Source organism: Thermogemmatispora onikobensis (assembly GCF_001748285.1).
GTDB classification, from domain to species: domain Bacteria; phylum Chloroflexota; class Ktedonobacteria; order Ktedonobacterales; family Ktedonobacteraceae; genus Thermogemmatispora; species Thermogemmatispora onikobensis.
The window spans coordinates 1-25275 of sequence record NZ_BDGT01000074.1 but is presented as its reverse complement, the minus strand read 5'-3'; the positions used below and the strand labels follow the sequence as shown (position 1 = coordinate 25275).

General features: G+C 64.7%; 16 protein-coding genes and 1 CRISPR repeat array. Of the genes, 7 read left to right on the top strand and 9 right to left on the bottom strand.

The genetic code is table 11. The features are described 5' to 3' along the window. Positions 1 to 72 precede the first annotated feature (72 nt). The 3 genes from BGC09_RS20540 to BGC09_RS20530 all read right to left on the bottom strand — a co-directional run bounded on the left by BGC09_RS20540 (position 73) and on the right by BGC09_RS20530 (position 5938). Entirely contained in the window at positions 73 to 2316 is a 2244-nt protein-coding gene (locus tag BGC09_RS20540) for a serine/threonine-protein kinase (protein WP_069806075.1), read from the bottom strand. A gap of 150 nt (positions 2317 to 2466) precedes the next feature. Next, on the bottom strand, positions 2467 to 3336 hold the full coding sequence (locus BGC09_RS20535) for a class I SAM-dependent methyltransferase (RefSeq protein ID WP_069806074.1): 870 nt from the start codon (positions 3334 to 3336) through the stop codon (positions 2467 to 2469). Positions 3337 to 3691: 355 nt separating this feature from the next. After that, positions 3692 to 5938, bottom strand: coding sequence for a serine/threonine-protein kinase (locus tag BGC09_RS20530; RefSeq protein WP_069806073.1), 2247 nt, complete (start codon positions 5936 to 5938; stop codon positions 3692 to 3694). A gap of 650 nt (positions 5939 to 6588) precedes the next feature. Here BGC09_RS20530 and BGC09_RS20525 point away from each other — a divergent pair. The 4 genes from BGC09_RS20525 (at position 6589) to BGC09_RS20510 (ending at position 12190) form a co-directional block, all read left to right on the top strand. Next, positions 6589 to 6828, top strand: coding sequence for a hypothetical protein (locus tag BGC09_RS20525; protein WP_069806072.1), 240 nt, complete (start codon positions 6589 to 6591; stop codon positions 6826 to 6828). A gap of 381 nt (positions 6829 to 7209) precedes the next feature. Next, positions 7210 to 8358: a CRISPR direct-repeat array (repeat unit 37 nt; unit sequence GTCAGAATGCTTATTTAGCCCGCTCGGGGATTGAAAC). A 607-nt stretch (positions 8359 to 8965) separates the two neighbouring features. Further along, the gene (locus tag BGC09_RS20520; RefSeq protein ID WP_069806071.1) at positions 8966 to 9670 is read left to right on the top strand and encodes an ArsR/SmtB family transcription factor; all 705 of its coding nucleotides are present in this window, start codon (positions 8966 to 8968) and stop codon (positions 9668 to 9670) included. Further along, on the top strand, positions 9670 to 10836 hold the full coding sequence (locus BGC09_RS20515; protein ID WP_069806070.1) for an MBL fold metallo-hydrolase: 1167 nt from the start codon (positions 9670 to 9672) through the stop codon (positions 10834 to 10836). The genes BGC09_RS20520 and BGC09_RS20515 overlap by 1 nt, the downstream gene beginning before the upstream one ends. Continuing rightward, on the top strand, positions 10820 to 12190 hold the full coding sequence (locus tag BGC09_RS20510) for an MFS transporter (protein WP_084659186.1): 1371 nt from the start codon (positions 10820 to 10822) through the stop codon (positions 12188 to 12190). Before BGC09_RS20515 ends, BGC09_RS20510 begins: the two co-directional genes overlap by 17 nt. On the opposite strand, the gene BGC09_RS20505 is transcribed toward BGC09_RS20510, so the two are convergent. The 6 genes from BGC09_RS20505 to BGC09_RS20480 form a co-directional block, all read right to left on the bottom strand. Further along, complete coding sequence (locus tag BGC09_RS20505; RefSeq protein WP_069806069.1) at positions 12136 to 13914, bottom strand: helix-turn-helix domain-containing protein; 1779 nt, start codon at positions 13912 to 13914, stop codon at positions 12136 to 12138. The two genes, BGC09_RS20510 and BGC09_RS20505, sit on opposite strands and share 55 nt — an antisense overlap. Positions 13915 to 13980: 66 nt before the next feature. Further along, on the bottom strand, positions 13981 to 15588 hold the full coding sequence (locus tag BGC09_RS20500) for a hydantoinase B/oxoprolinase family protein (protein ID WP_069806068.1): 1608 nt from the start codon (positions 15586 to 15588) through the stop codon (positions 13981 to 13983). Then, positions 15582 to 17684 carry a hydantoinase/oxoprolinase family protein gene (locus BGC09_RS20495; RefSeq protein WP_084659185.1) on the bottom strand — a complete coding sequence of 701 codons (2103 nt, stop codon included), beginning with the start codon at positions 17682 to 17684 and terminating at the stop codon, positions 15582 to 15584. The genes BGC09_RS20500 and BGC09_RS20495 overlap by 7 nt, the downstream gene beginning before the upstream one ends. A gap of 120 nt (positions 17685 to 17804) precedes the next feature. Beyond that, complete coding sequence (locus tag BGC09_RS20490; RefSeq protein WP_218104127.1) at positions 17805 to 18620, bottom strand: putative hydro-lyase; 816 nt, start codon at positions 18618 to 18620, stop codon at positions 17805 to 17807. Positions 18621 to 18690: 70 nt separating this feature from the next. Further along, on the bottom strand, positions 18691 to 20007 hold the full coding sequence (locus tag BGC09_RS20485; RefSeq protein ID WP_084659184.1) for an MFS transporter: 1317 nt from the start codon (positions 20005 to 20007) through the stop codon (positions 18691 to 18693). 340 nt (positions 20008 to 20347) lie between these two features. Beyond that, a complete protein-coding gene (locus BGC09_RS20480) occupies positions 20348 to 21616 on the bottom strand; it encodes an ROK family protein (protein ID WP_069806067.1) in 1269 nt (422 codons plus the stop codon). Positions 21617 to 22141: 525 nt separating this feature from the next. Here BGC09_RS20480 and BGC09_RS20475 point away from each other — a divergent pair. From BGC09_RS20475 to BGC09_RS20465, 3 genes are all read left to right on the top strand, one after another. Beyond that, positions 22142 to 23479, top strand: coding sequence for an ABC transporter substrate-binding protein (locus tag BGC09_RS20475; RefSeq protein WP_069806066.1), 1338 nt, complete (start codon positions 22142 to 22144; stop codon positions 23477 to 23479). 258 nt (positions 23480 to 23737) lie between these two features. Continuing rightward, positions 23738 to 24622 (top strand): carbohydrate ABC transporter permease, encoded by an 885-nt coding sequence (locus tag BGC09_RS20470; protein ID WP_069806065.1) that lies wholly within the window; start codon positions 23738 to 23740, stop codon positions 24620 to 24622. Between the two features lie 131 nt (positions 24623 to 24753). Continuing rightward, positions 24754 to 25275, top strand: a 522-nt coding sequence (locus tag BGC09_RS20465) for an ABC transporter permease family protein (protein ID WP_141727887.1), incomplete at its 3' end; no start/stop codon positions are given.

Genomic DNA, 25275 nt, shown 5'->3' with positions numbered 1-25275 from the left:
GTGCTAGTGCGGACTGCTGTAGCAGGAGCCAGTGACAGCAGTCCGCTTGTGCATTGGTGAGAAGCTTTCTCATCAGGCAGTTTGCCAGATCCGTACGTTGGCGTCCTTGTCTCCGGTGGCGAGCAGGGTATAGGATGGCCACCAGACGAGCACCTGGAAAGCAGCACTTTTGCCAGTTCCCCAGAGCCGCCCGCTCGTGCTGTCCCAGACCTGGACAGTGCCGTCATAGGAGCACGAGGCGATCTCGCGCTGAAAGGGCGACCAGGCCAGGCCGGTGACGGTATCGCTGTGGCCCCTGTAGGTCAGCAGCCGTTCGCCGGTGCTGAGGTTCCAGATCTGGACGGTGGTATCAGCCGAGCCGGAGGCGACCAGGTTGCCATCAGGCGACCAGGCCAGACTCCAGACCGGGCCGCTATGGCCCTGGTAGGAGCTTAGGGCAGACCAGCCGACCGTTTCTCGGATCTCGACCAGGCCAGCGTCTCCGGCTGAGGCAAGCCGCTCGCCATCAGGCGACCAGGCCAGGGCGCGGATGCTCCCGCCGCTGCCGGGCAGCTTCTCACGAAGCTGCCCGCTGGAGCCATCCCAGATGGAGACGCTGCCATCGTCGCCCGCTGAGGCCAGCCGTGTATCATCCGGCTGTGGAGACCAGGCCAGGGCATTGACGGCAGCGTTGTGCCCCTGGTAGCTTCGCCGGAGCTGCCCTGTGTCAGCATCCCAGATGTGGATCATTCCATCAGCGGAACCAGAGGCAATGTAGACGCCTCCGGGCGACCAGGAGAGCGCCCGAACTTCGCTCTGATGGCCAGTGTAGACCCGCAGGCTTGCCCCAGTGTTGGCATCCCAGAGGCGGACCGTCTGATCGCTCGAAGCGGAGGCGAGCACAGTGTGATCCGGCGACCAGGCGAGCGCAGTCACCGGGCCGCGATGTCCCCGGCAGGTTAGCAGGAGGCTCACTTGCCCTGTTCCCTGCCCTTCCTGGAGGGCCAGCCTGGGAATGCGCGATTGCGCTAAGAGGAAAAAGACACCGCCAGAGACCAGGGCCAACATTCCTCCCCCGAGGCCCAGTGCGAGCAAGGAGCGCCGAGATAGCTGCGGTTTTTGAACTGGCACCGCCGGCGGGGAGATCAGCGCAGGCTGCTGCAACTGGCGCTGCCTTCCCGCTTGAGCCTGGCCGGCTGCTGAGACCAAGGGTCCCGCCGGCACCGTCGGCGCCAGTCCCTGCTTCAGCTGCACTGCTGCTGCACCTTGCCCCCCAGCCTGAGCCTGGCCGGCTGCTGAGACCAAGGGCCCCGCCGGCACCGTCGGCGCCAGTCCCTGCTTCGGCTGCACTGCTGCTGCTGCACCTTGCCCCTGTGCTGGCCAGCCCCCCACTCGCGTGCTCCTGCCGCTCCCTTTGCCAATCCCAGCCTGCTGCTTCAGCTGCTCCAGCACCTCACGCGCCGAGGATGGGCGGTGTTTCGGTTCCAGGGCCACCAGCTCGGCAATGAGCCGGGCCAGCCCCTCGGGCACTTCTGGATTGAGCTGCCGCAAGGGGGCAAAGCGAAACGGCTGCTCGCTCGGATCACGCCCGCTCAGCAGGTAGTGCAGCACCGCCCCAAGACTGTAGAGGTCGCTGCGCGGCGTGGTCTGCTCTTTGCCATACTGCTCCGGCGCCGCAAAGCCAGGAGAGCCAAAGGCAACGGTGTCGTGGGCCTGGCCTGGTTTGAAGTGCCGCGCAATCCCAAAGTCAATCAGCAGGAGCCGCCCGTCGCTACGGCGCAGCATGACATTGGCCGGCTTGAGGTCGCGGAAAATAATCGGCGGCTGCTGCTCGTGCAGATAGGCCAGCACCTCGCAGAGCTGCTGCCCCCAGCCTAAGACTTGTACCAGGGGCAGGGGCCTCTGACCGGCTCTCTGTTGGATGACTTCCAGGGTCTCGCCCTCGATATAGTCCATCACCAGATAGCTGGCCTCTGGCTCGCTCCAGTAGTCGTGGATGGCCGGCAGGCTCGGATGGTGCAGGCGCGCCAGTAGTTCAGCCTCCTGTTGAAAGGCGCGCTCGGCTTCGGCTCGCTCTTGTGTGTTGAGGCGATGTTTGTAGAGGCATTTGACGGCGACGGCACGGGCACCAAGGCGCCGGTCTTCGGCCAGAAAGACGGTGCCCATGCCCCCCTGGCCCAGCTCGCGGATCAGATGGTAGCGCCCCAGGAGCAGGGCGCCCACTGTGGCCAGGGGGGCCGGCAGCGCCCCCTGACAATGCCAGCAGCGGGCGGCATCTGCCGGGTTGGCGGCCCCACAGTGGTCGCAGAAGCGTTCTTGTGCAAAGGATGTACTCATATGGCTATGGCGATTTTCAACAGAGATGATCGCTGGTTGCTATTACTGGCGCAAGCGGGCCGCTCGGTCCTTTTGGCCTGCTGATGATGCGCTGGTTACGATGGTCGGTTGGTCGGTCGAGGCTGGCATGGCGCTTGCTGTTTGCCCGCTTCAGGTGGGCTGGCGACCCCAGACGGTGAGCCAGGTCCAGATGGCGCAGAAGTCGTCAGCCTGCATCTCAGCGATGGCCTGCTGATAAAGCTGGCGTAGTCCTTCCTCGCTTCCCATGCCTATCCTGACCAGAAAGGGAAGTGAGAGGTCCAGGGCGACCATCTCATCTTTGAAGAAGGCATAATGCAGCGGCGTCTCACTCGACCATTCGGCGGCGCTGGCATACAGGTGCACCTCAGTGAAGCCGGCGCGGCGCAGTAGCCGCGGCAGCACGGGAGTAATGCCGATGTGGTTGCCGTCGGGCGAGAAGCTCTGACCGGCGCGCTTGAGGGCGGCATAGCCCAAAGCGAAAAGACGCTCCGTGGCGGGGCTGGTCGTCAGCGGGCCCTCGGTCTCTGTCAGGCGGATTATGCCACCGGGCTTGAGCAGGCGGCGGCACTCGCTCAGAAGAGCCGCCCAGTCTGCGGGACCCATGAAGCTGAAGAGGAAGCGCCCGTTGATGAGATCAAAGGAGGCATCAGCGAAGGCCAGGGGCTGCCTGATGTCCATGACGGAGAAGGCGACATTCGTCAGGCCGCGGCTGCGAGCCTGGACATGGGCATAGTCGATGACGCCAGCGTTGAGATCGACGCCGATCACCTCGACAGAAGGATGTGCAAAAGCGACCTGCATAGCCCAGCCGCCAGGGCCACAGGCCAGATCGAGAACCTGCCCATCGGGCGGGAGCGGCTGCCCTTCGGGAAAGAGGCCGCCCATTGCCTCAGTCACCAGGCGATCCTGTTGTATCAGGCGGGCGAGTTCAGCCGCCTGTTCTGGATCAACAGGGTAGGTACTCTGCGTTGGCTCTGGAAGAGACGAGCTGGCCTGCATGCTCTTGCTCCTCTCCATTTCAAGCTCAGATATTCATCCTCAGAGTGCTGTTGGCGATCCAGACCCGTCTGTCCTCCCGGCTGAGAGAGGAGATGCTACGGCTTCTGGCTCCCCCTATGGAGCATAGCAGCTTGTCCGTCGCTTGACAAGCGCTCATGCATCCTTGACAGTCGTCTCGCTATGGGCTGTTCACTCGCTCTCGTATGGCCCCTCAATAGTACCTTACTGGCCCCCCAGCCAGGAAGGAAACATATGCCGCTGCCGCCTCCTTCGTCATGGTTGATGGCCACGAGGGACTGCCGTGGCCGGAGCTAGTGACAGCAGTCCGCTTGTGCATTGGTGAGAAGCTTTCTCATCAGGAAACTTGCCAGATGCGTACGTTGGCGTCCTTGTCTCCGGTGGCGAGCAGGGTATAGGACGGCCACCAGATGAGCGCCTGGAAGGCTGCGCTTTTGCCAGCTCCCAAAAGCTGCCCGTTTTTGCTCTCCCAGACCTGGACGGTGCCGTCATAGGAGCACGAGGCGATCTCGCGCTGAAAGGGCGACCAGGCCAGGCCGGTGACGGTATCCCAGTGGCCCCTGTAGGTCAGCAGCCGTTCGCCGGTGCTGGGGTTCCAGATCTGGACGGTGGTATCAGCCGAGCCGGAGGCGAGCAGGCTGCTGTCAGGCGACCAGGCCAGACTCCAGACCGGGCCGCTATGGCCCTGGTAGGAACTTAGGGCAGACCACGCGCCCGTTTCTCGGATCTCGACCAGGCCAGCGTCGCCGGCTGAGGCAAACAGCTCGCCATCAGGCGACCAGGCCAGGGCGCGAATGCTCCCGCCGCTGCCGGGCAGCTTCGTGAGAAGCTGCCCGCTGGAGCCATCCCAGATGGAGACGCTGCCATCGTCGCCCGCTGAGGCCAACGGTGTATCATCCGGCTGTGGAGACCAGGCCAGGGCATTGACGGCAGCGTTGTGCCCCTGGTAGCTTCGCCGGAGCTGCCCTGCGTCAGCATCCCAGATGTGGATCATTCCATCAGCGGAACCAGAGGCAATGTAGACGCCTCCGGGCGACCAGGAGAGCGCCCGAACTTCGCTCTGATGGCCAGTGTAGACCCGCAGGCTTGCCCCAGTGTTGGCATCCCAGAGGCGGACCGTCTGATCGCTCGAAGCGGAGGCGAGCACGATGTGATCCGGCGAGCAGGCGAGCGCAGTCACCGGGCCGCGATGTCCCCGGCAGGTTAGCAGGAGGCTCACTTGCCCTGTTCCCTGCCCTTCCTGGAGGGCCAGCCTGGGAATGCGCGATTGCGCTAAGAGGAAAAAGACACCGCCAGAGACCAGGGCCAACATTCCTCCCCCGAGGCCCAGTGCGAGCAAGGAGCGCCGAGATAGCCGTGGTTTTTGAACTGGCACCGCCGGCGGGGAGATCAGCGCAGGCTGCTGCAACTGGCGCTGCCTTCCCGCTTGAGCCTGGCCGGCTGCTGAGACCAAGGGTCCCGCCGGCACCGTCGGCGCCAGTCCCTGCTTCAGCTGCACTGCTGCTGCTGCACCTTGCCCCCCAGCCTGAGCCTGGCCGGCTGCTGAGACCAAGGGCCCCGCCGGCACCGTCGGCGCCAGTCCCTGCTTCGGCTGCACTGCTGCTGCTGCACCTTGCCCCTGTGCTGGCCAGCCCCCCACTCGCGTGCTCCTGCCGCTCCCTTTGCCAATCCCAGCCTGCTGCTTCAGCTGCTCCAGCACCTCACGCGCCGAGGATGGGCGGTGTTTCGGTTCCAGGGCCACCAGCTCGGCAATGAGCCGGGCCAGCCCCTCGGGCACTTCTGGATTGAGCTGCCGCAAGGAGGCAAAGCGAAACGGCTGCTCGCTCGGATCACGCCCGCTCAGCAGGTAGTGCAGCACCGCCCCAAGACTGTAGAGGTCGCTGCGCGGCGTGGTCTGCTCTTTGCCATACTGCTCCGGCGCCGCAAAGCCAGGAGAGCCAAAGGCAACGGTGTCGTGGGCCTGGCCTGGTTTGAAGTGCCGCGCAATCCCAAAGTCAATCAGCAGGAGCCGCCCGTCGCTACGGCGCAGCATGACATTGGCCGGCTTGAGGTCGCGGAAAATAATCGGCGGCTGCTGCTCGTGCAGATAGGCCAGCACCTCGCAGAGCTGCTGCCCCCAGCCTAAGACTTGTACCAGGGGCAGGGGCCTCTGACCGGCTCTCTGTTGGATGACTTCCAGGGTCTCGCCCTCGATATAGTCCATCACCAGATAGCTGGCCTCTGGCTCGCTCCAGTAGTCGTGGATGGCCGGCAGGCTCGGATGGTGCAGGCGCGCCAGTAGTTCAGCCTCCTGTTGAAAGGCGCGCTCGGCTTCGGCTCGCTCTTGTGTGTTGAGGCGATGTTTGTAGAGGCATTTGACGGCGACGGCACGGGCACCAAGGCGCCGGTCTTCGGCCAGAAAGACGGTGCCCATGCCCCCCTGGCCCAGCTCGCGGATCAGATGGTAGCGCCCCAGGAGCAGGGCGCCCACTGTGGCCAGGGGGGCCGGCAGCGCCCCCTGACAATGCCAGCAGCGGGCGGCATCTGCCGGGTTGGCGGCTCCACAATGGTCGCAGAAGCGTTCTTGTGCAAAGGATGTACTCATATGGCTATGGCGATCTTCAACAGAATATGATCGCTGGTTGCTATCACCAGCGCAGCCGGGCCGCTCGGTCCCTTTGGCCTGCTGGTGATGCGCTGGTTACGATGGTCGGTTGGTCGGTCGAGGCTGGCATGGCGCTTGCTGTTTGCCCGCTTCAGGTGGGCTGGCGACCCCAGACGGTGAGCCAGGTCCAGATGGCGCAGAAGTCGTCAGCCTGCATCTCAGCGATGGCCTGCTGACAGGCGCTCGGGATCAATGGGGTAGGTGCTCCTGGTTGGCCCTTGTTGAGCCGAGCTGTCTTGCATGCTCTTGCTCCTATCCATTGCACTTGTAAAGGTTTATCCACAGATAACCGCTTGCGATCCAGGCCCGTCTGTCTTCCTGGCTAAGAGAAGCTGAGGCTTCTGGCTCCTCTATGGAGGATAGCAGCTTGTTTGTAGCTTGACAAGTGCTGCTACCTCCCTTACGGGAGGTTCACGTTACGCTGTTCGATCGCTCTTGTCCGGCACCTCACTGGCATCGCTGGTCTCTTAACGAGGAAGGGAACAGGTGTCGTTTTTGCCTGCTTATCCTTTGCGTCGGCGCTCTCTCGTAGCAGCGGTTCGCTTCTGGCGATGGGACTGTTGTTTGTTGTGAGGAGGCTGTCCGTTGTTTTGCTCAGTTCGCTGGTGATCAATGGTCTGCTGATGCTGGTTGGGATGGCTTTCGCCAGCGCCAGCGGGGCGCTGTGCTGTGCTATAGGCTGGCTGGTAGCCTGGCCCTGCTCTTGCCGTGCGCTGGGGGCTTCGTGTCCGTTGCCGAGGGAGGGCGAGAGTGCGACGAGGTCGTCGTTGGCAGTGGGCAGCTTGACCTCAACGCCGACGGCGGGTCTGGCCGAAGGCGCCGGGGTCTGAATCTCTTCCCCTTGTGTGCCCAGGCCAGACCAGGATCGGGCTTCGTAGGCCGGCGTCCTGGCGTGCGGGCTGGCGCTGGAGGCCGGGACTGGCCAGTCGTTGGGCGCGAGTCGGCGCCGGCGTAGCTCCTCTCCGTTGAAGCTGCTCCTTCGGCTGCTGGCGAGGACGAACGTGCCTCTTTTTGCCGCTCATGCTGTTCGCTTCGAGGATCGCAGTGCCCGGGTTTTCATGCAGCGATGCTCGAATGGCTTGGCAGGCCGCGTCATGGCCAGAGTGGCTGGCATCATGACCGCGCAACAGCGGTCACTGATGACCGTTTTTTTGGGATGCTCGAAAAGGCTTGACTGAGGCCGCCTGCGATGCTATTCTAGAGAGGGTACCGTCAGAATGCTTATTTAGCCCGCTCGGGGATTGAAACAAAACCTACTTCACCCAGATCGATGATCATCACTGGAGTCAGAATGCTTATTTAGCCCGCTCGGGGATTGAAACGAATCAGCAGGGCCGCCCAGGCCGTGATCCACGAGGTCAGAATGCTTATTTAGCCCGCTCGGGGATTGAAACCTCTTTGTATCTTTGTCGATGGTCACGGTTGCTGTCATGAGTCAGAATGCTTATTTAGCCCGCTCGGGGATTGAAACAAAGCGGACCTCGCCACATGGCTCCTTGGAAATCTCCGTCAGAATGCTTATTTAGCCCGCTCGGGGATTGAAACAAAGCGGACCTCGCCACATGGCTCCTTGGAAATCTCCGTCAGAATGCTTATTTAGCCCGCTCGGGGATTGAAACATTCAACCGTGTTGCTTGACCTGGTGCTCAGACAGGAAAGTCAGAATGCTTATTTAGCCCGCTCGGGGATTGAAACCCAGGTAAGGTATCCAGATACGGATGATAGGAGAGTCAGAATGCTTATTTAGCCCGCTCGGGGATTGAAACCGTCAAAGGGGACATCTCGGTCATTCGCAAAATCAACGACAAAGTCAGAATGCTTATTTAGCCCGCTCGGGGATTGAAACTTCAACTGCTCTCGATACAGCATCTGACCCTACTTCTTGTCAGAATGCTTATTTAGCCCGCTCGGGGATTGAAACGAAGTGATGTCGCTTCCCATGAGGCCGGTCATCCGAGTCAGAATGCTTATTTAGCCCGCTCGGGGATTGAAACCACATTAAAGATGAGGAGATAGGATCGACCCGAGAAGGTCAGAATGCTTATTTAGCCCGCTCGGGGATTGAAACCAGGGGCGCAAGCATCGCGCCATCGGAGTCCTATGCACGGTCAGAATGCTTATTTAGCCCGCTCTGGGATTGAAACAGCCGCATTAGAAGACGCGGCGAAACTTGCCGGACGTCAGAATGCTTATTTAGCCCGTTCGGGGATTGAAACCTCTTGGCCATACTGCAGCAAGCCAACCATGAGTAGTCAGAATGCTTATTTAGCCCGTTCGGGGATTGAAACCTCTTGGCCATACTGCAGCAAGCCAACCATGAGTAGTCAGAATGCTTATTTAGCCCGTTCGGGGATTGAAACCGAAGCTGCCGATTGTGTCCAGCAACACCAGCTGTGAGGGATGTTGTGTCAGGTGGCTGTCTCGCCCGCTCTGGGGTTGAAACCAATCGATCTCGTCCTCATCCCTGAAGAGCCGATCGCGTCAGAATGCTTGCTTCTCCCGTCTGGGGTTGAAAGCACTCGGGACCCTGGCTTATGTAAGGAACAAAATGCCTCCTGCGCCTGCCTGGCTTTGCAACCGCTTAACTACACCTCAGAACCGTTAGCCGCAATCCAGGTCAGGAAGCCCGCCCCCTCTGCTCCAGGCTTGTAGCCCTTTGCCCCCACGCCCGGCCTTCTCCCCCCACCCCTTGACATCCCTCAATCATTCAATTATTCTATTGAATATCAATATATCGAACGAAAATATGCAGAGCCTGGCCCAACAAAGCAGGCGAGGCACGAGACAGAAACGGCAGGGTCAGGCGCCGAGCCAGGCCCACCAACAACGGTGCGCCGTCCGTCTCAGCCAGCAGACAAGAGCACCCAGAAGTAGACAGGAGTATATAAAAGAAGAGCGTAAAGTAGGAAAGAGTAGGGCAGAGTAGAAAAGAGCAGAACAAAAAAGAAGAGGAGAGCAGAGATCGGCGTGGCATACCAGCACCCTGAAAGCAAGCGAGCCTTTAAAAACCAGCTCTACGAACAACTGGCGCGCATCGGCAAAGCCCTGGCCAGCCCTCATCGACTGGAGCTGCTCGACCTCCTCGCCCAGAGCGAGCGCAGCGTCGAAGAGCTAGCCCGTGAGACCACCCTGCCCGTGGCCACCGTCTCCCAGCACCTGCAGATTCTCCACGCGGCGCGGCTCGTCGACGTGCGGCGTCGCGGGCGTCAGCGACGCTATCGCCTGGCCTCCGGCGAAGTCGTGCGCCTCTGGCTGGCCCTGCGGCGCACCGGCGAAGCCCATCTGGCCGAGCTGGAGCACCTCGTCAGCACCTGGCTGCCCGAGCGCCGCCACTGGCCCGCCCTCAGCATCGACGCCGCCCTGGAGCTACTCCAAAGCGGGCGCGCCCTGCTGCTCGACGTGCGCCCTCGCGACGAATACGCCAGCGCCCACCTGCCACAAGCGCGCTCGCTCCCCGTCGCCGAGCTGGCGGCCCACCTGAGCGAGCTGCCCCGCGACTGCGAGATCATCGCCTACTGCCGCGGCCCCTACTGCGTCTTCGCCGACGAAGCCGTCGCCCTCCTGCGCGCCCACGGCTTTCGCGCCTGGCGCCTGGAAGTCGGCGTCCTCGAATGGCAAGAGCGCGGTCTCCCCATCATCCAGGCCCAGGCAGCGGAAAGGAGCGTCCTCTAATGGAGCGCATCAGCGTCGAAACCCTACGCACCTGGCTGGAGAGCGGCCAGGCCGTCACCATCCTCGACGTGCGGCCCACCGCCGCTTATGCCGCCTGGTCGATCCCGGGCAGCCAGCACCTTGACGCCTACGAAGCCCTCAAAGCCGGCCAGCCAGGCGGACTGGACCAGCTCGCCCTACCCAAGGACCGGCCCGTCGTCACCGTCTGCGAGGCCGGCCTGGTCAGCCAGCGCGCCGCCGCTCTTCTGGCCGCCCGCGGCTTCACCGCCTACTCCCTGGAGGGAGGCATGCGCGCCTGGAGCCTGGCCTGGAACACGGCCCCCGTCCTGCCCGAACCTGGCTCCTCCCGACAGCCGGAAGCCGCCAGCACGACGCCAGAGCCAGAGCAGCGGCAGGTCATCCAGATCCGACGCACCGGCAAAGGCTGCCTCTCCTACCTCATCAGCGACGGCGCCGCCGCCCTCGTCCTCGACCCGGCCCTTGATCCCACCGTCTACCAGCAACAAGCCCGACAGCGCGGCTGGCAGATCACCGCCGTCCTGGAAACCCACATCCATGCCGACCACCTTTCACGGGCCCGCGCCCTGGCCGCAGCCTGCGGAGCCGACCTCTACCTGCCCGCCCAACGGCGCGTCAGCTTCCCCTTCAAACCCATCGCCGACGGCCAGCAGCTCACCATCGGGCGCCTGCACCTGCAGGCCCTGCACACGCCCGGCCACACCCCCGAGAGCACCTGCTACCTGCTGCCCGGTCCGCCAGGGAGGCCGGCCCTGCTCTTCAGCGGCGACACCCTCTTTCCCGAGGGCCTCGGGCGTCCCGATCTCGACGCCGACCCCGACGAGGCCCGCCGCCGCGTCGCCCTGCTCTACACCAGCCTGCAGCGCCTGCTCAGCCTGCCCGACGACAGCCTGGTGCTGGCCGGCCACAGCGCGCGCCCGCTGCCCTTCGACGGCCAGCCCGCCCTGACCACCCTGGCCACCGTACGCGGCTGGCTGGCGCCGCTCCTGGCCTCGCCCGCCACCTTCAGCGCCCAGCTACTCAGCAACCTGCCCGCGCCACCGGCCCACTATCAAGAGATCATCGCCGCCAACGAAAGCGGAGAGTGGCCCACCGTCCCACCCGAAGAACTGGAAGGAGGAGCCAATCGCTGTGCGGTCACCCTTTAAGCACCCAGCCGGCCAGAACCAGCGTCCCCAATCAGAGGCACCCCAGCCGCAGCTAGGGCTGCGCGCCAACTGGCAGCAGTTCACCCTGCTCGTCATCATCAACGCCTTCGTCGGCTCGCTCGTCGGCATCGAGCGCACCATCCTGCCGCTGCTGGCCGCCCACGACTTTGGCCTGGCCTCCAAAACCGCCATCCTCTCCTTTCTGATCAGCTTCGGCCTCGTCAAGGCCCTGGCCAACCTGCTGGCGGGCCGCCTCGGCGACCGCTACGGGCGCAAGCGCATCCTCGTCGCTGGCTGGCTCGTCGGCCTGCTAGTCTCGCCCCTCATCATCGTGGCCCCAAACTGGGGCTGGGTCGTCTTCGCCAACGTCCTGCTCGGCATCAACCAGGGCCTGTGCTGGTCAACCACCGTCATCATGAAAATCGACCTGGTGGGACCGCGGCGGCGCGGCCTGGCGATGGGCCTCAACGAGGCCGCGGGCTACCTGGCCGTCTCCGCCGCCGCCCTGGCCGCCGGCTACCTGGCCACCGCCTACGCCCTGCGTCCCCAGCCCTTCCTGCTGGGCACCCTGCTCGCCCTCTGCGGCCTGCTCCTCTCCCTCTTCGGCGCCCGCGAATCGCAGGGCCACGCCCGCCAGGAAGCTCGCCAGCTCCAGACCCAGGCCCAAGCCACCCCTGCCGGCACGGCCCAGACCCCGGAGCAACCCGCCCCCAGCTTCTGGCAGATCGTGGCACACGTCTCCTGGCGCGACCGCACCCTGCTGGCCGTCAGCCAAGCCGGCCTGGTCAATAACCTCAACGACGGCCTCTCCTGGGGCCTCTTCCCCCTCTACTTCGCCGCCGCCGGCCTCGACGCCGCGCACATCGGCTGGCTGGTCGCCGCCTACCCAGCCGTCTGGGGTGCGGGCCAGCTCCTGACAGGAGCTATCTCTGATCGACTGGGGCGCAAAGGGATGATCAGCGTGGGCATGTGGGTGCAGGCCATTGGTCTGGCCCTGATGCTCCTCACGCAGGGCTTCTGGCCCTGGCTCCTGGGGGCCATCCTCCTGGGCAGCGGCACCGCCCTCGTCTACCCGACCCTGCTGGCCGCCGTCAGCGACGTCACCCCGCCCGACTGGCGCGCCTCGGCGGTCGGCGTCTACCGTCTCTGGCGCGACAGCGGCTACGCCATTGGCGGCCTCCTGGCCGGACTGCTGGCCGACCTGCTCTCGATTCCCTGGGCCATCGGCCTGGTCGCCCTCCTCACCTTCCTCTCGGGCTGCCTCACCGCCCTGCTCATGCGCGAGACCCTGCCCCGGCCTCAGCCGTCGCCGCCGCCCTCCTCCGTCACCAGCACCGCCAGCTCGCGCCCATAATCGGCGGCCCGCTCAACCTCGCCCTGGCGCCAGGCCAGATAGCGCAACAGGCGCAGAACGCGCCGCCACTCGCGCCGCAGCCTGCCCTCACGCACCAGCACCAGCGCCTCGCGCAGATAGCCGCCCGCCGCCTTCAGATCGCCCTGACGCAGCGCCACCTCGCCCAGACCCAACAAGAGACGCCCCTGCGTCGCCGCATCGCTCGACCAGATAGCAATCTGATAGGCGCGCTGCAAATAGAGACGGGCCAGATCATAAAAGCCACGCCGGCGCAGAAAGGGCGCAAAGGCCAACACCCCGCGGATAAAGCGCGCATGGCGTCCATTCTCAAAAGCATACTGCAGGCCGGCCACAATATTGCGGCTCTCCAGCTCCAGAGCGGCATCGTCGTTCCCATGCCGCTCCAGCAGGCCCGTCACATAGGCCACCAGGCGCTCGCCGGCCTGCGGATCGCGCAGATGAGCGCTGGCATAATCGGCAATCGTCTGATGCAACAAATAGCGTCCGGCGCCGCTGCTCTCCAACAGGCCGGCATCGACCAGAGCATCCAGCGCCTCCGGCGGAGCCTGGGCCACCGCCAGGGCCGCCTCCTCGCTAAAGCTATTCGGCTTCGGCGGGAAGACCGACAAGGCGCGCAGCACCTCACGCGCCTGCTCATCGAGCTGCTGATCACTGACAGCAATGGCCGACTGCAGCGAGAGCGGCGTCCCCCAGGCCAGATGCGGCGGCTGCTCCAGTGGACCGCGCATCTCGCTGACATGCAGGCGCTGATGCGAGCTGCGCAAGCGGGCCAGGGCCGCCTGCAGGCGACGCGGCTGGCCGCTATGGGCCTGAGACTGTAAATACTTCCCCAGCAGGGTCAAAGCCAGCGGCAGCCCCCCAACCTCCTCGACCAGGCTCAAAGCCGCGCGCCGATCGTGCGCCACCACCTCCGGCGCCCACTGCGCCAGCAAAGCCAGCCCGTCGGCGCTCTCCAGCTCATGAATCGTCCGCGCTCCCTCACCGGCGATCGCCAGCGCCAGGCGCGGAAAGCGCGTCGTGGCGATCAAGACCGAGCGCGGCCCCCCGATCTTGAAAGCCAGAGCCGCCTCCAGCTCCCAAACATCATCGATGACCAGCACAAAGCCGCGCTGCCCGATGGCCGTCCGCAAGGCACGGGCCCGCGCCTCCAGCGACAGCTCTCCCGTTGCCGGCGGCACCCCCAGCAACTGCTCCCAGCGGCGCAGATGCTCCAACACATTCGGGCGCGGCCCCAGGCCCGCCCAGAGCACCCCCGCCTCAAAGCGCGCCAGCACGCGCGGATCGTGCGCCAACGTCACGGCCAGAGCGGTCTTCCCCACCCCAGGCAACCCACAGAGCGCCAGCGAGCGCCCGGCACAGAGCTGGGCCGTCAGCTCCCCGAGCAGAGTCTCGCGCCCGACCAGGCCGCGCCCCTCGTTTGGCAGCGGCGGCATCGTCGGATCAAGCACCCGCTCCTGACGGCCCTGACCTGGGGAGGTCTCGCGCTCCTGCAGCCCACCCCCGGCCTCCTCCACAAAGCCCAGCTCGCGGGCGCTCTTGCCGAAGAGCTGACAGAGCCTCTCGCGATAATAGGGCTGCGGCGAGGAGACTCCCCGCTCCCAGCGACTGACATTCTTCTCAGACGAGCCGATGGCCTCGGCGACCCTGGCCTGCGACCAGCCTCGCATCTCGCGCTCATGTCTCAGACGCAGATTCGGTTTCATCGTGGGCACTCCTGCAGGAGATGACGACCGGCCTGGTCCAGTCCGGCCCGGGCGGGCCAGCCCGCGCTAGGCACCCTCGGCTGCCGCCAGCGCAGGCGCGGGCGCCTGCCCCCAGCCACCACCGCCAGGCGAGGCGATCACCAGGCGATCGCCCGGCTCAGCGCGGAAATGCACCTTGCCCGGCAGCAAGGTCACCTCGCCATCGCGGCGATAGAGCCAGTTTTCCCCGCAGCGCCCCGGCTCTCCCCCCTGCAGGCCATAGGGCGGCAGGCGGCGCCGCTCCGTCAGCAGCGTCACCTCAGCAGGCGCCTCAAAGCGGATCTCGCGCACCAGCCCATCGCCCCCGCGGGCCAGGCCCGCGCCCCCCGACCCATCGCGCAGCGCATAGCGCGTCACACGCATGGGATAGGCATACTCGAACGCCTCCACCGGCGTATTCAACGTATTGCTCATATGCGTATGCACCCCCGACAGCCCATCGAGGCCCGGGCGGGCCCCCATGCCACCCCCCATTGTCTCATAGTAAGCAAAGGGCTGCTGCGTCCGCGGATCGATCCCCCCGGCAGCAATATTATTCATCGTCCCCTGGCTGGCCGCCGGCACCACCTCCGGCAACGCCTGCGCCAAGGCCCCAAAGATCGCATCGACCAGGCGCTGCGACGTCTCGACATTGCCCTGGGCCACCGCCGCCGGCGGACGCGCATTGACCACCGAGCCCCGCGGCGCAATCACCGTCACCGGCGCGAACGTCCCGTGATTCATCGGCGCATCCTCCGGCATCAGGCAGCGCACCACATAATAGGTCGCCGAACGCGCCACCGAGGCCACCGTATTGACATTGCCGCGCACCTGGGGAGCGCTCCCCGTAAAGTCCACCGTCAACTCGCTGCCACGCACCGTCACCGTCACCGCAATCGGAATGCCCTCGCCCGTCACCCCGTCATCATCCAGATAGTCGGTAAAGCGATAGCAGCCATCGGGAATGGCGGCAATGGTGGCCCGCGCCATACGCGCCGCATAGTCGATCAGCGCCTCCACATGCTCCTCCAGAGCCGCCAGGCCCCAGCGATCGACCAGCTCCTGCAGGCGACGGGCCGCCGTCCGATTGGCCGCCACCTGGGCCGCCAGGTCGCCGCGGCGCTCATCGGGCGTGCGCACATTGCGCAAGAGTAGCGCCAGCAAGGCCCGATTAGGCTGACCCGCCTCCCACAGCTTGAGCGGGGGAATAATCAGCCCCTCCTGATAGATCTCGGTCGCCAGCGGCATCGACCCCGGCGCCATCCCCCCGACGTCGGCATGATGGGCGCGGTTGGCTGCAAAGCCGATCAGGCGCTGCTCCTCCTCGACCTCGACAAAGATCGGCGCAATCAACGTGATATCGGGCAGATGCGTGCCCCCCAGAAACGGATCGTTGAGAGCAATAATATCGCCAGGCGCAAAATGATCGAAGGCCACCAGGGCCTCGGCCACCGAATCGGGCATCGAGCCGAGATGGACCGGGATATGGGCCGCCTGGGCCACCAGGCGCCCGCGGGCATCAAAGAGGGCGCAGGAGAAGTCGCGCCGCTCCTTGATATTGGGCGAGTAGCTGCTGCGCATCAGCACGGCCCCCATCTCCTCGGCAATGGCCGTCAAGGCGCTGCGAAAGATCTCCAGACTGATGGCATCTACCATACGTGCGACCCCTCCTCAGCAAGCTGGGCTGAAGCGGCCTGCGCGGGCTGACGGCGCTGCTGCTGGAGCTGCTGCACGCCCGCCGGGCCATCGCCGGCCAGCTCAATTAAGAGATTGCCAACGGCATCGACGCGCGCCCGCCAGCCTGGCGGCACCACGGTCGTCGTGTCGTATTGGGTGACAATGGCCGGACCGACGAACTGTACTCCCGGCACCAGCGCGCTCCGCTCATAGATAGCCGCCTCATGCGCCACCGGCCCGGCCTCGCCGGCAAAAATGACCTGGCGCCGTTCCAGCGGCTGAACCACCGCCTCCGGCTGCAGCGGCTGACGCTCCAGCACCGGCGGCTCAACCAGGCCGCGCGCCTTGAGACGGACGTTGACTACCTGCACCGGCTCATTGGGATCGCTGTAGCCAAAGCGCCGCTCATGGGCCAGATGGAACTGCTGAGCCGCGCGCGCGCAGTCGCCGCCGAAAGGAATGGTCAGCTCGTATGACTGGCCGACATAGCGCAGATCGAGATAGCGCTCGATCTGAATCCGCTCCCCCGCGAAGCCCTCAGCCAACAGATCGGCCCGCCCCTGCTCCTCCAGAGCCAGTAGCGCCTCCTCAACGGTAGCCTGAGCCTGCTCCTGATCAATGGGCAGCATCAGCGTGCGCACGTAGTCCTTGAGCACGTCAGCCACCAGCATGCCGAGGGCCGAGAGCACCCCCGGAGCCGCCGGGACGAGCACGCGCGGGATCGAGAGGGACGCCGCCAGCTCGCAGGCATGCAGGGGACCAGCCCCCCCAAAGGCGACCAGCGTAAAGTGACGCGGATCAAGCCCACGTTCAACAGAGATCAGGCGAATGGCCGCCTCCATATTGGCATTGGCAATGCGCACGATACCAAGGGCCGCCTCCTCCAGCGACGCCCCCAGCCGGGCAGCGATGCGCCCCACCGCCTGGCGCGCCTGGACGACATCCAGACGCCGGCTGCCGCCCAGGAAGGCATCAGGCAACAGGCGCCCGAGCACCACATGCGCATCAGTCACGGTGGCCTCCGTCCCGCCGCGTCCGTAGGCCGCCGGCCCCGGCACAGCTCCCGCCGAGCGCGGCCCCACGCGCAGGGCGCCACCCAGATCGAACCAGGCCAGGCTGCCCCCGCCGGCCCCCACCGTATGGATATCGATCATCGGCAGCTTCGTCGGATGGCCCCCAATGCGCCCGTCGGTCGTCTCTGTAATCGCCCCATCGACCAGCGAGACATCGGTCGACGTGCCGCCGATATCGAGGGCAATCAGCCGCTCGATGCCCGAGGCCCGGGCCACAAAGCGCGCCCCCACCACGCCCGCCGCCGGACCAGAGAGCAAGGTCCGCGCCGCCTCACGCCGCGCCATCGCGCTCGATATCGAGCCGCCGTTTGACTGCATGATGCGCAGGCCCGTGCCCGCCGGCAGCGCCTGCTCCAGCTGGCCCAGATAGCGATCGATCAGCGGCCCCACATAGGCATTGAGCACCAGCGTACTGGTGCGCTCGTACTCGCGGAACTCCGGCAGGACCTCCGCCGAGGCCGAGACGTACCAGCCCCGCTGGCGGGCCGCCTCGGCCACGCGCCGCTCATGGGCTGGATTGGCGAAGCTAAAGAGCAGCACCACGGCCACCGCCTCCACTTCTTCGCGCGCCAGCGTGGCCAGGGCCTCTTCGAGCGATCCCTCATCCAGGGGAATGAGCACCTCACCGCGCTCATTGAGCCGCTCGACAACCTCGACCCGCCGCGCCCGCGGCACCAGCGGCGGCACCTTCTGCACGCGCAGATTGTAGAGGCTGGGCCGCGTTTGCCGCCCGATCTCCAACACGTCGCGGAAGCCCGCCGTGGTAATCAGGCCGGTGCGGGCCCCCTTGCCCTCCAGCACGGCATTGGTGGCCACCGTTGAGCCATGCACCAGCGTGCGCAGGCGCGGCAACGCCCCCAGCTCCTGAAGCCCCTCCAGAATGGCCTGCGACGGATCATGCGGGGTCGAGAAGACTTTATGAACGCGCAGCTTTCCCTCCTGAAAGAGCACCAGATCGGTAAACGTGCCTCCCGTATCAACTCCGGCAAGAATTGCAGTCATTCCTGTACTCCTCGACAGTCCTCTCTCCTCTCCTACGACAAGCAGCAGGCGAGCCAGGCCAGCACAGCGCCGATGACCCCGACCTGTCCAGCCCGGCCCGGCCCGGCCCACCTCACGCGCTCAGCGCGGGTTCGTGCTCGTGCGCTGGTCGATCTCCTGGTCGCGCCAATCGGTAATAAACATATATCCCGGGGCGTGAGTGATAGCAAGCGGCGGCTGACTCTCCATGATCACCGCCTGCGGTGTGACGCCACAGGCCCAAAAGACCGGCACCTCGTCGGGGGCCACGGCGATGGGATCGCCCCAGTCGGGCCGTCCCAGATCGGCAATGCCCAGGGCCAGCGGCTCGCCGCAATGCACCGGCGCCCCATGCGCCAGCGGATAGCACGCCGTCACCTCGCTGGCCCGCGCCACCTGGTCGCCTTTGATCGGGCGCATGCTCACTACCAGCGGCCCATGCAAGCGAGCCGTGGCCTGACAGGGTCGGCTCGTGCGATACATGGCCACGTTGCGCCCTTCCTCCAGATGACGCAGACGGACCCCGGCCTCCAGCAAGGCGCGCTCCGCCGAGAAGGAGCAGCCAAGCAAGAAGGCCACCAGATCGGGACGCCAGAGCGGGAGGAGATCCTCCCGCTCTTCGACCAGCCGGCCCTGGCGATAGACACGGTAACGCGGCAGATCGGTGCGCAGATCGGCCCCGGGCGCCAGGCGGCGCGGCTCAGGGTCGCCTGGGGCCGTCATTTCCAGCAGAGGAAGAGCCTGGGAATTGCGCCGACAGAATTCAGCAAACTCCTCAGCCCAGTCGGCGGGCAGAATCACCAGATTGGCCTGGACATGGCCCAGGGCCAGCCCGGTTGTTGGACGGCGCCAGCGGCCCGCGCGGATCAGCTGGCGCGCCTCCGCCGCGCTCAGGCGAGCGAGTTCTTCCATCTGCATGGCAGTCGTCAGAACCTCCTTTCAGATCAAGGGAGGAAGGCAAAGCACGGCAACGAGTCAGCGGCGCGGCCTAATCGACGGCCACCAGACGCTTGCCGCGCGTCTCCGGCAGCAGCAGGAGAGCGATCAGGCAGAGGGCATAAGCACAGGCACCGAAGCCGATGGCGCCCCCCAGGCCAATAGCTCCCGAGAGGAAGCCAATGATCGTCGGGAAGAAGGCCCCCACGCCACGCCCGAAATTGTAGCAGAAGCCCTGGCCAGCCCCGCGGGCCCGCGACGGGAAGATCTCCGCCAAGAAAGAGCCGAAGCCGCTGAAGATGCCCGAAGCAAAGAAGCCCAGCGGCGCCCCCAGGACCAGCAGCAGCCCATTCGCGCCGCTCGGAATCTGGGTGTAGAGGAAAATCAAGGCGGCGCTACAAATAGCGTAGATGGCAAAGGTCGGACGGCGGCCCAGCCAGTCATTGATATAGCCGCTGGTCACATAGCCCACGAAGGAGCCGATAATGACCACCGCCAGATAGGGAGCGCTGCCCACCACCGAGAGATGGCGCACCGTCTTCAGGAAGGTCGGCAGCCAGGTAAAGATCGCATAATAGCCGCCCTGGGCCCCAATGGCCAGCAAGGTGGCTGGCAGCGTGCGCCCAAGCAGGTCCGGCTGAAAGATCTGCAACAGCGAGCTGCGGGTACTGGGCATCCGGTCCCCGGCGGCCTGCTGCTCAGCGGCGCGCGTCTGGACAAAGACCTCCGGCTCCGGCACGCGCGAGCGCACATAGAGGGTCAGAAGTCCAGGCAAGATGCCCAGGCAGAAGGAGATGCGCCAGGCGATGGAGACCGGGAAGAAGGAGAAGACCAGGGTATAGGCGACGAGGGCCAGACCCCAGCCGACAGCCCACGAGCTTTGCACCATCCCCAAGACACGCCCGCGCTGGGCCGGATCGGCCACCTCAGCGATGAGAATGGCGCCGGCGGCCCACTCGCCACCGAAGCCCAGACCCTGGAGCGAGCGGAACAGGAGCAGGAAGCCGTAGTTGGGCGCCAGGCCCGAGAGGAAAGTAAAGAGCGAATAGACGGCAATCGTCAGCATCAAGGTGCGGACACGCCCGATCAGGTCAGCAAAGACGCCGGCCAGAATGCCGCCGAAGGCCGAGACGACCAGCGTCACCGTGGCAATCAGGCCCGACTGACCGGTCGTCAGCCCGAAGGCCGCCGCCGTGGCCGTCAGCACGAAGGAAAAGATCTGGTAGTCGAAGGCATCGAGGGCGTAGCCGAGGAAGGCGGCCCAGAAGGCATGCCTGGAGGAGCCGCGCAGGGTGCGATACCAGTCCAGAGAGAGGAGACGGCTACGCTGGGGGGTAACGAGACCGCTGTGGCCTTGCTCAAGGTTCATGGCAGTGGGTCCTCCCGCAAGTCAGCGAAGACATAGGCAGACGAGCGGAGCGAAGCGAAGCGCAGTCAGGCAGACCAGCACAGGCCAGGCTGCTGGTTCGGCTGGCCGCCGGAGGGCGGGCGCGGGCGATCATGGGCCAGGGCTGCCTGTGGCCTGTGGCCTCCGTTCCCTTCAGCTCAGCTCTGATTTGATAGAGAAGACAGTACCTGAGCGCAGGCCGTAGCGCCAGCCCAGCGGGAGGACAAACAGGGATCATCTGCTCCCCTTCTGAGGGGACAAGCGAGAGCAAGCCGTGCAGAGGCAGGCTGGCACCACCCCCGTCCTGCCATCCTTCAGCCCTTTAGCTTTCCGGCAGCCCTTGCTCCGCACGCAGCTGCGCCGGCGGCGCAAAGAAATGGCGTAACACCAGGCTGCCCGCTCCTCGGGCCCAGCTCTCGTAGCCCGGCTTCTTGACCGTTAGAAAGCAGAGGTCGCGCCCCATCTGAGCAAAAACATGTCGGTCAAATGTGGCGCGCAGTGAGTCGAGAAGCAAATCACTCACCCCAAGAGAGGTATCAGGACTGGAGAGAATGACGCATTCGGGATTGAGCAGATTGACCAGATTGGCCAGGGCTACCCCCAGGAGGAGACCAGCACGCCCAATGGCCGCGCGCGCCGCCTCTTCACCCGCCCTGGCACGCGCAATGACCTCACCCAGGGCCGGCACAGGCGGCTGCCAGAGCGGATCAAGTTGCAGCGGGGCCGCACTCGCCGCCTGAACAGCCTCTAGATAATTTTGCACAATGCCAGCCTCCGAGACATAGGTCTCTAGACAGCCACGGTTTCCACAGTTGCAGCGTCGCCCATCGAGCGCAACCACAGTATGCCCGAACTCGCCCGCCCCCCCGAAAGCACCTCGGTAGAGATCGCCGTTGAGGATCAAACCCAGACCCACGCCACGCCCAATGGCCACAACCAGCGCATGAGTGTAGACCTGCGCCAGACCAAAGAGCTTCTCGTAGATGGCTAAACAGTTGACATCGTTGTCGACAAAGACCGGCAGACCCAGCCGCTGCTCCAATGGCTCCCTGATCGGCAGCTCCTTCCAGCCGAGAATGTGCGACTGCAGGCACCAGCCCCGCTCGGCATCGATCAGGCCACTGAGGCCCAGCCCTAGCCCTATCACCCGGGCCCGCGGCAGCTCAGTGCCGCTCAGCAGCTCCTCAACGCAGTCCGCCACCAGCTCCATCGCTCGCTGCTGCCGACCAACCAGCGCCAATGGCCATTGCCGCGTCTCCACCAGGTCACCCGTCAGATTAACAATGGCCGCCGTCAACGAATCGGGCTGCGGTATGAGCCCAATGGCAAAACCACCCTCCGGGTGTAACTCCAGCAGCCCGGCTCTGCGCCCACCAGTCGACTCCACCCCCTCACGCTCCAGAATAAGCTGGCGCTCCAACAGGCTATTGACAATCTTAATCACCGTCACCTGGCTCAGGCCCGAAAGGGCCGCCAGCTGCGGACGCGAGATCGGGGCACGGGAGCGAATGAGATTCAAGACAATGCTCTGGTTGATCCCGCGGATCAAAAAGCGATCCGCCGCCCTGCGCGGCTGTCCCAGTGCCGTCACCACCTTTCTTAAGTTAGTAAGGAAAATGGTAGCGCAAAAAGCCCCTGACGTCAAGCCTGAGCCGAACAGAACAGAACCGAACCGAACCGAGGCGAGTCCTCTCCGTCCGCCCATTGACAAGCCCCCAGCACCCGACTATACTATCTACTAATCCCGGCTTTTACTTAAGTTACTTACTTAAATTTTCGGCGGCGAGGAGAAGCCTGCCGCCGCCGGGTATGTTAGCTACGCAAGCCAAACAGCACCAGGAAGAAGAGCGCGGCGCTGGCCCGCAGCGCCAGTGACGGCAAGCGGGCCGGGAGCCAGGAAGCGCGCCATTATGGCAGATCAGACTCACTGAGAGCGAAGGAGTGCGGGCAACGGGGCCCACGCAGGCCGCCCGGGTCGCTGCGAAAAGAGGGGCCGCAGCGAGCCAGCGTTTGTCTGCCTGCCGACGCGAGGTGAGCCGATGCAATGCAATGCGATGCAATGCAGATGCACTGGCCCTCTTGCTTGGGTCAGCAATCCAGAGGAGGATCGACGCCTATGCAGACCACAGACGATCTCGACCCCAAGGCCCTGCTGAATCGGCGCCAATTCGTGCGCCTGGCTGGGGGCGCCACGCTCGGGTTGGCCGCCCTGCTGAGCGGCTGCGGCGGCGAGTCTGGCGGCGGGAGCAGTGGCTCCGGCTCGCTCGCCATTCACTTCCTCTCGGTCCAGCAAGCAGACACTGGCTGGCCTCTGGTGCTCCAGACCATCACCGCCGACTACGCCAGGAGCCACCCCGGCGTGAGCTTCACCGTCGACTACATCGCCCAGACCAACCTCTACCAGAAAGTACAGCTCCTGGCCGGCCAGGGCGCCCTGCCGCTGCTCTACAACAGTCCGCCTGTTGATACGCTGCTCCAACTGCAGAAGAGCGGTCAGGTGCTCGATCTGGAAGCGGCTTTCCGTCAACTGGGGGTGCTCGACCAGCTCGTGCCCGCCGCCATCACCATCATCAAGCAGCTCTTCAATAACCAGCTCCTGGCTCTCCCTTTCGAGTTGAACATTGAAGGCTTCTGGTATAACAAGACTATCTTTGCGCGCTACGGGCTACAGCCGCCGCAGACCTGGGACGAGCTGGTGCGCCTGGCCGCGCAGTTGCAGCAGCACGGTGTTCAGCCCTTCGCTGCCTCGGGCATCCAGGGCTGGCCCCTGACGCGCCTGCTCGGCAACTATCTCTTCCGTAAGTATGGTCCCGAGGCCCTGCTGCGCGTCAAAAACGGGCAGGCGAAGCTCACCGATCCTGGCTACGTTGAGGCCGCGCAGGCTGTGGCTACTCTGGGGAAAGAGGGCTATTTCGGAAAGGGCGTCGCCGAGCTGGATTATGATCCAGCCGAAGATCTCTTTTTGCAGGGCAAGGCCGCTATCCTCTACATGGGGAGCTGGGCCTTGCGCGACTTCAATAATCCGGCACGCAACAAGATTGGGGCCGAGGCCATCGGCTATTTCCCTTTCCCAACGGTGGCCGGCGGCAGCGGGACCAGCGACCAGGCCCCGATGAATGCCGGCCAGACTACCTCGGTCAACCAGGCTCGCTATACCAGCGCCGCCGGCGACTGGCTGGCCTACGTGGCGCGGCACTACGGCGATGTTGCCCTGCAGAAAGAAGGGGCCGTCACTGGCTTCGTCGTCCATCAGCAACCGGCCTCTGTGCCAGCCTTGACGCGGCTGGTGCTCACGCTGATCAGTCAGGTGAAGCAGCCGGTGCTCTGGTTTGAGGCCCTCTTCTCGACTAAGGCCACGACTCTGTCGCAGCAGAACGCGGCTCCCCTGGTGACTGGAGCCATGTCGCCACAGACATTTATGGCTACCATTCAGCAGGCGCTTGACCAGGGCTAATCTTCCTCTACACGGCAGGCGCGCGATCCTGGTGTGAGCGCCGCGTTGTGAGGCGCCGGACCTTGCCGTGTTCATGCCGGGCCGGGGATGCCCCTTCTCTTGCCTGGCTGTTTGCCCGCCAGCGGCACGGCTCCGGCGCCTTCCTTACGGCACCACCGCCTTGGGGGAAACATAGCCGTCTGCGATTCCTGTCCCGGGCGGGCTATGCTGACAAGGAGAGGCAAGGAAAGGACAAGAGAGGAAGGGAGTGCTCTTTGTATGGAACAGATCTTGCGCGATCGGCGGGCGATCTTGCTCCTGGTAGGGCCGGCTCTGCTGGTCTATAGCGGCGTGGTGCTGCTGCCAGTCGTCTGGTCGCTGGTCTATACCTTCTTCGAGGGCAATGTTATCGGTGGCTTCCATTTCGTTGGGCTGCAGAACTACCGCCAGCTCCTGCGTGATGCGGCCTTCTGGCAGGCCCTGGTCTTTACGCTGAAGTACGCGGTGACGGTGACCGCGGGCCAGATTCTGCTTGGCCTGCTGCTGGCTTTGCTCTATGTGTTCTACCTGCGCCGGGCCTCGGCTCTGGTGCGTACTCTGGTCTTCTTTCCCGTGGTGTTACCGACGGTGGCCGTGGCCCAGCTTTTCGCTAAGATCTTCGCCATTGCCCCGCAATATGGCCTGGTGAATGCCGGGCTGGCGCTGCTGCATCTCGATGGCTGGATTCAAGCTTGGCTGGGCCAGGGATCAACGGCCTTCTGGGTGCTGGCTCTCATGGATATCTGGCGCGCGATGGGCTTCTACGCGGTGCTGCTCTACGCGGGTCTGGTGGAGATTCCCGCCGAGCTGATCGAGGCCGCGCGGGTCGACGGCGCCTCCGGCCTGCGCCTCGTCTGGCATGTGGTCCTGCCGCTGTTGCTGCCGATCCTGCTCTCGGCTCTGATCTTCAGTATCAATGGAACCCTGAAGGTCTTTGACAGCGTCCTGGCCCTGACGGGGGGCGGCCCTGGTCAGGCCACTACGCCTCTGACTCTCTATATGTTCAATACTGCTTTTTCTTATGGCCAGTACGGCTACGGCAGTACACTGGCAATGGCCCTGGCCGTGCTGAGCTTGTTGGTGACTGTCATGATCTTTGGCTCGGCGCGCCGCGATGTGGCCTGAGCCTGGGCGGAGCCAAGTCGAAGCATCCAGGCCCAGGTCTGGTGACAGCCCGGATTGGTGCGTCGCCCATCCCTTGGGGAGGAAGAGAGAGAGGCAGATCGACAGATCAAAGAGGGGGAGGACCGTTTCCTATGATGCACTCTGATGTGGTCACGCAGTCGTCCCGGCGCGCGCCGGCCCCGCTTTTCAGGCGAGCACCTGGCCGGCCCCCGCAGGGCTACCCTTCTTCTCCGCGTCCGTCGCGCAGGCGCCGCCTGTCCTGGCTCCGGCGCCTTCCTGTGCGCCTTCTCCTGGTGCTCTTGCTTGTGATTGAGGTGTATCCGCTGCTCTGGCTGCTGCTCTCTTCATTGAAGGAGGACGCGGAGTTCTCGCTCAAACCATTGTGGGCCCTGCCCGCGGGCTTGCACTGGCAGAACTATGTGGAAGCCTGGACTACGGGCAATATCGGTCTCTACTTTCTCAACAGTGTCCTGACCGTCTTTCCAGCCCTGGCGCTGATTCTGGCCTTGAGTGTGCCCGCCGGCTTCGCTCTGGAAGTCATGCGCTGGCGTGGGCGCAATTTCGTACTGCTGCTCTTCCTGGCGGGCATTATGGTGCCGCTGCAGATTCTGCTGCTGCCCCTGTTTACGATCTATTTTCATCTGGATTTGATC

What these genes read in the sequence shown, in the direction of transcription:
- BGC09_RS20515 (WP_069806070.1), top strand. Translation starts at nt 9,670, where the DNA reads ATGGAGCGCATCAGCGTCGAAACCCTACGCACCTGGCTGGAGAGCGGC.
- BGC09_RS20490 (WP_218104127.1), bottom strand. Translation starts at nt 18,620, where the DNA reads ATGCAGATGGAAGAACTCGCTCGCCTGAGCGCGGCGGAGGCGCGCCAG.
- BGC09_RS20470 (WP_069806065.1), top strand. Translation starts at nt 23,738, where the DNA reads ATGGAACAGATCTTGCGCGATCGGCGGGCGATCTTGCTCCTGGTAGGG.
- BGC09_RS20475 (WP_069806066.1), top strand. Translation starts at nt 22,142, where the DNA reads ATGCAGACCACAGACGATCTCGACCCCAAGGCCCTGCTGAATCGGCGC.
- BGC09_RS20540 (WP_069806075.1), bottom strand. Translation starts at nt 2,316, where the DNA reads ATGAGTACATCCTTTGCACAAGAACGCTTCTGCGACCACTGTGGGGCC.
- BGC09_RS20495 (WP_084659185.1), bottom strand. Translation starts at nt 17,684, where the DNA reads ATGACTGCAATTCTTGCCGGAGTTGATACGGGAGGCACGTTTACCGAT.
- BGC09_RS20485 (WP_084659184.1), bottom strand. Translation starts at nt 20,007, where the DNA reads ATGAACCTTGAGCAAGGCCACAGCGGTCTCGTTACCCCCCAGCGTAGC.
- BGC09_RS20505 (WP_069806069.1), bottom strand. Translation starts at nt 13,914, where the DNA reads ATGAAACCGAATCTGCGTCTGAGACATGAGCGCGAGATGCGAGGCTGG.
- BGC09_RS20500 (WP_069806068.1), bottom strand. Translation starts at nt 15,588, where the DNA reads ATGGTAGATGCCATCAGTCTGGAGATCTTTCGCAGCGCCTTGACGGCC.
- BGC09_RS20535 (WP_069806074.1), bottom strand. Translation starts at nt 3,336, where the DNA reads ATGCAGGCCAGCTCGTCTCTTCCAGAGCCAACGCAGAGTACCTACCCT.
- BGC09_RS20530 (WP_069806073.1), bottom strand. Translation starts at nt 5,938, where the DNA reads ATGAGTACATCCTTTGCACAAGAACGCTTCTGCGACCATTGTGGAGCC.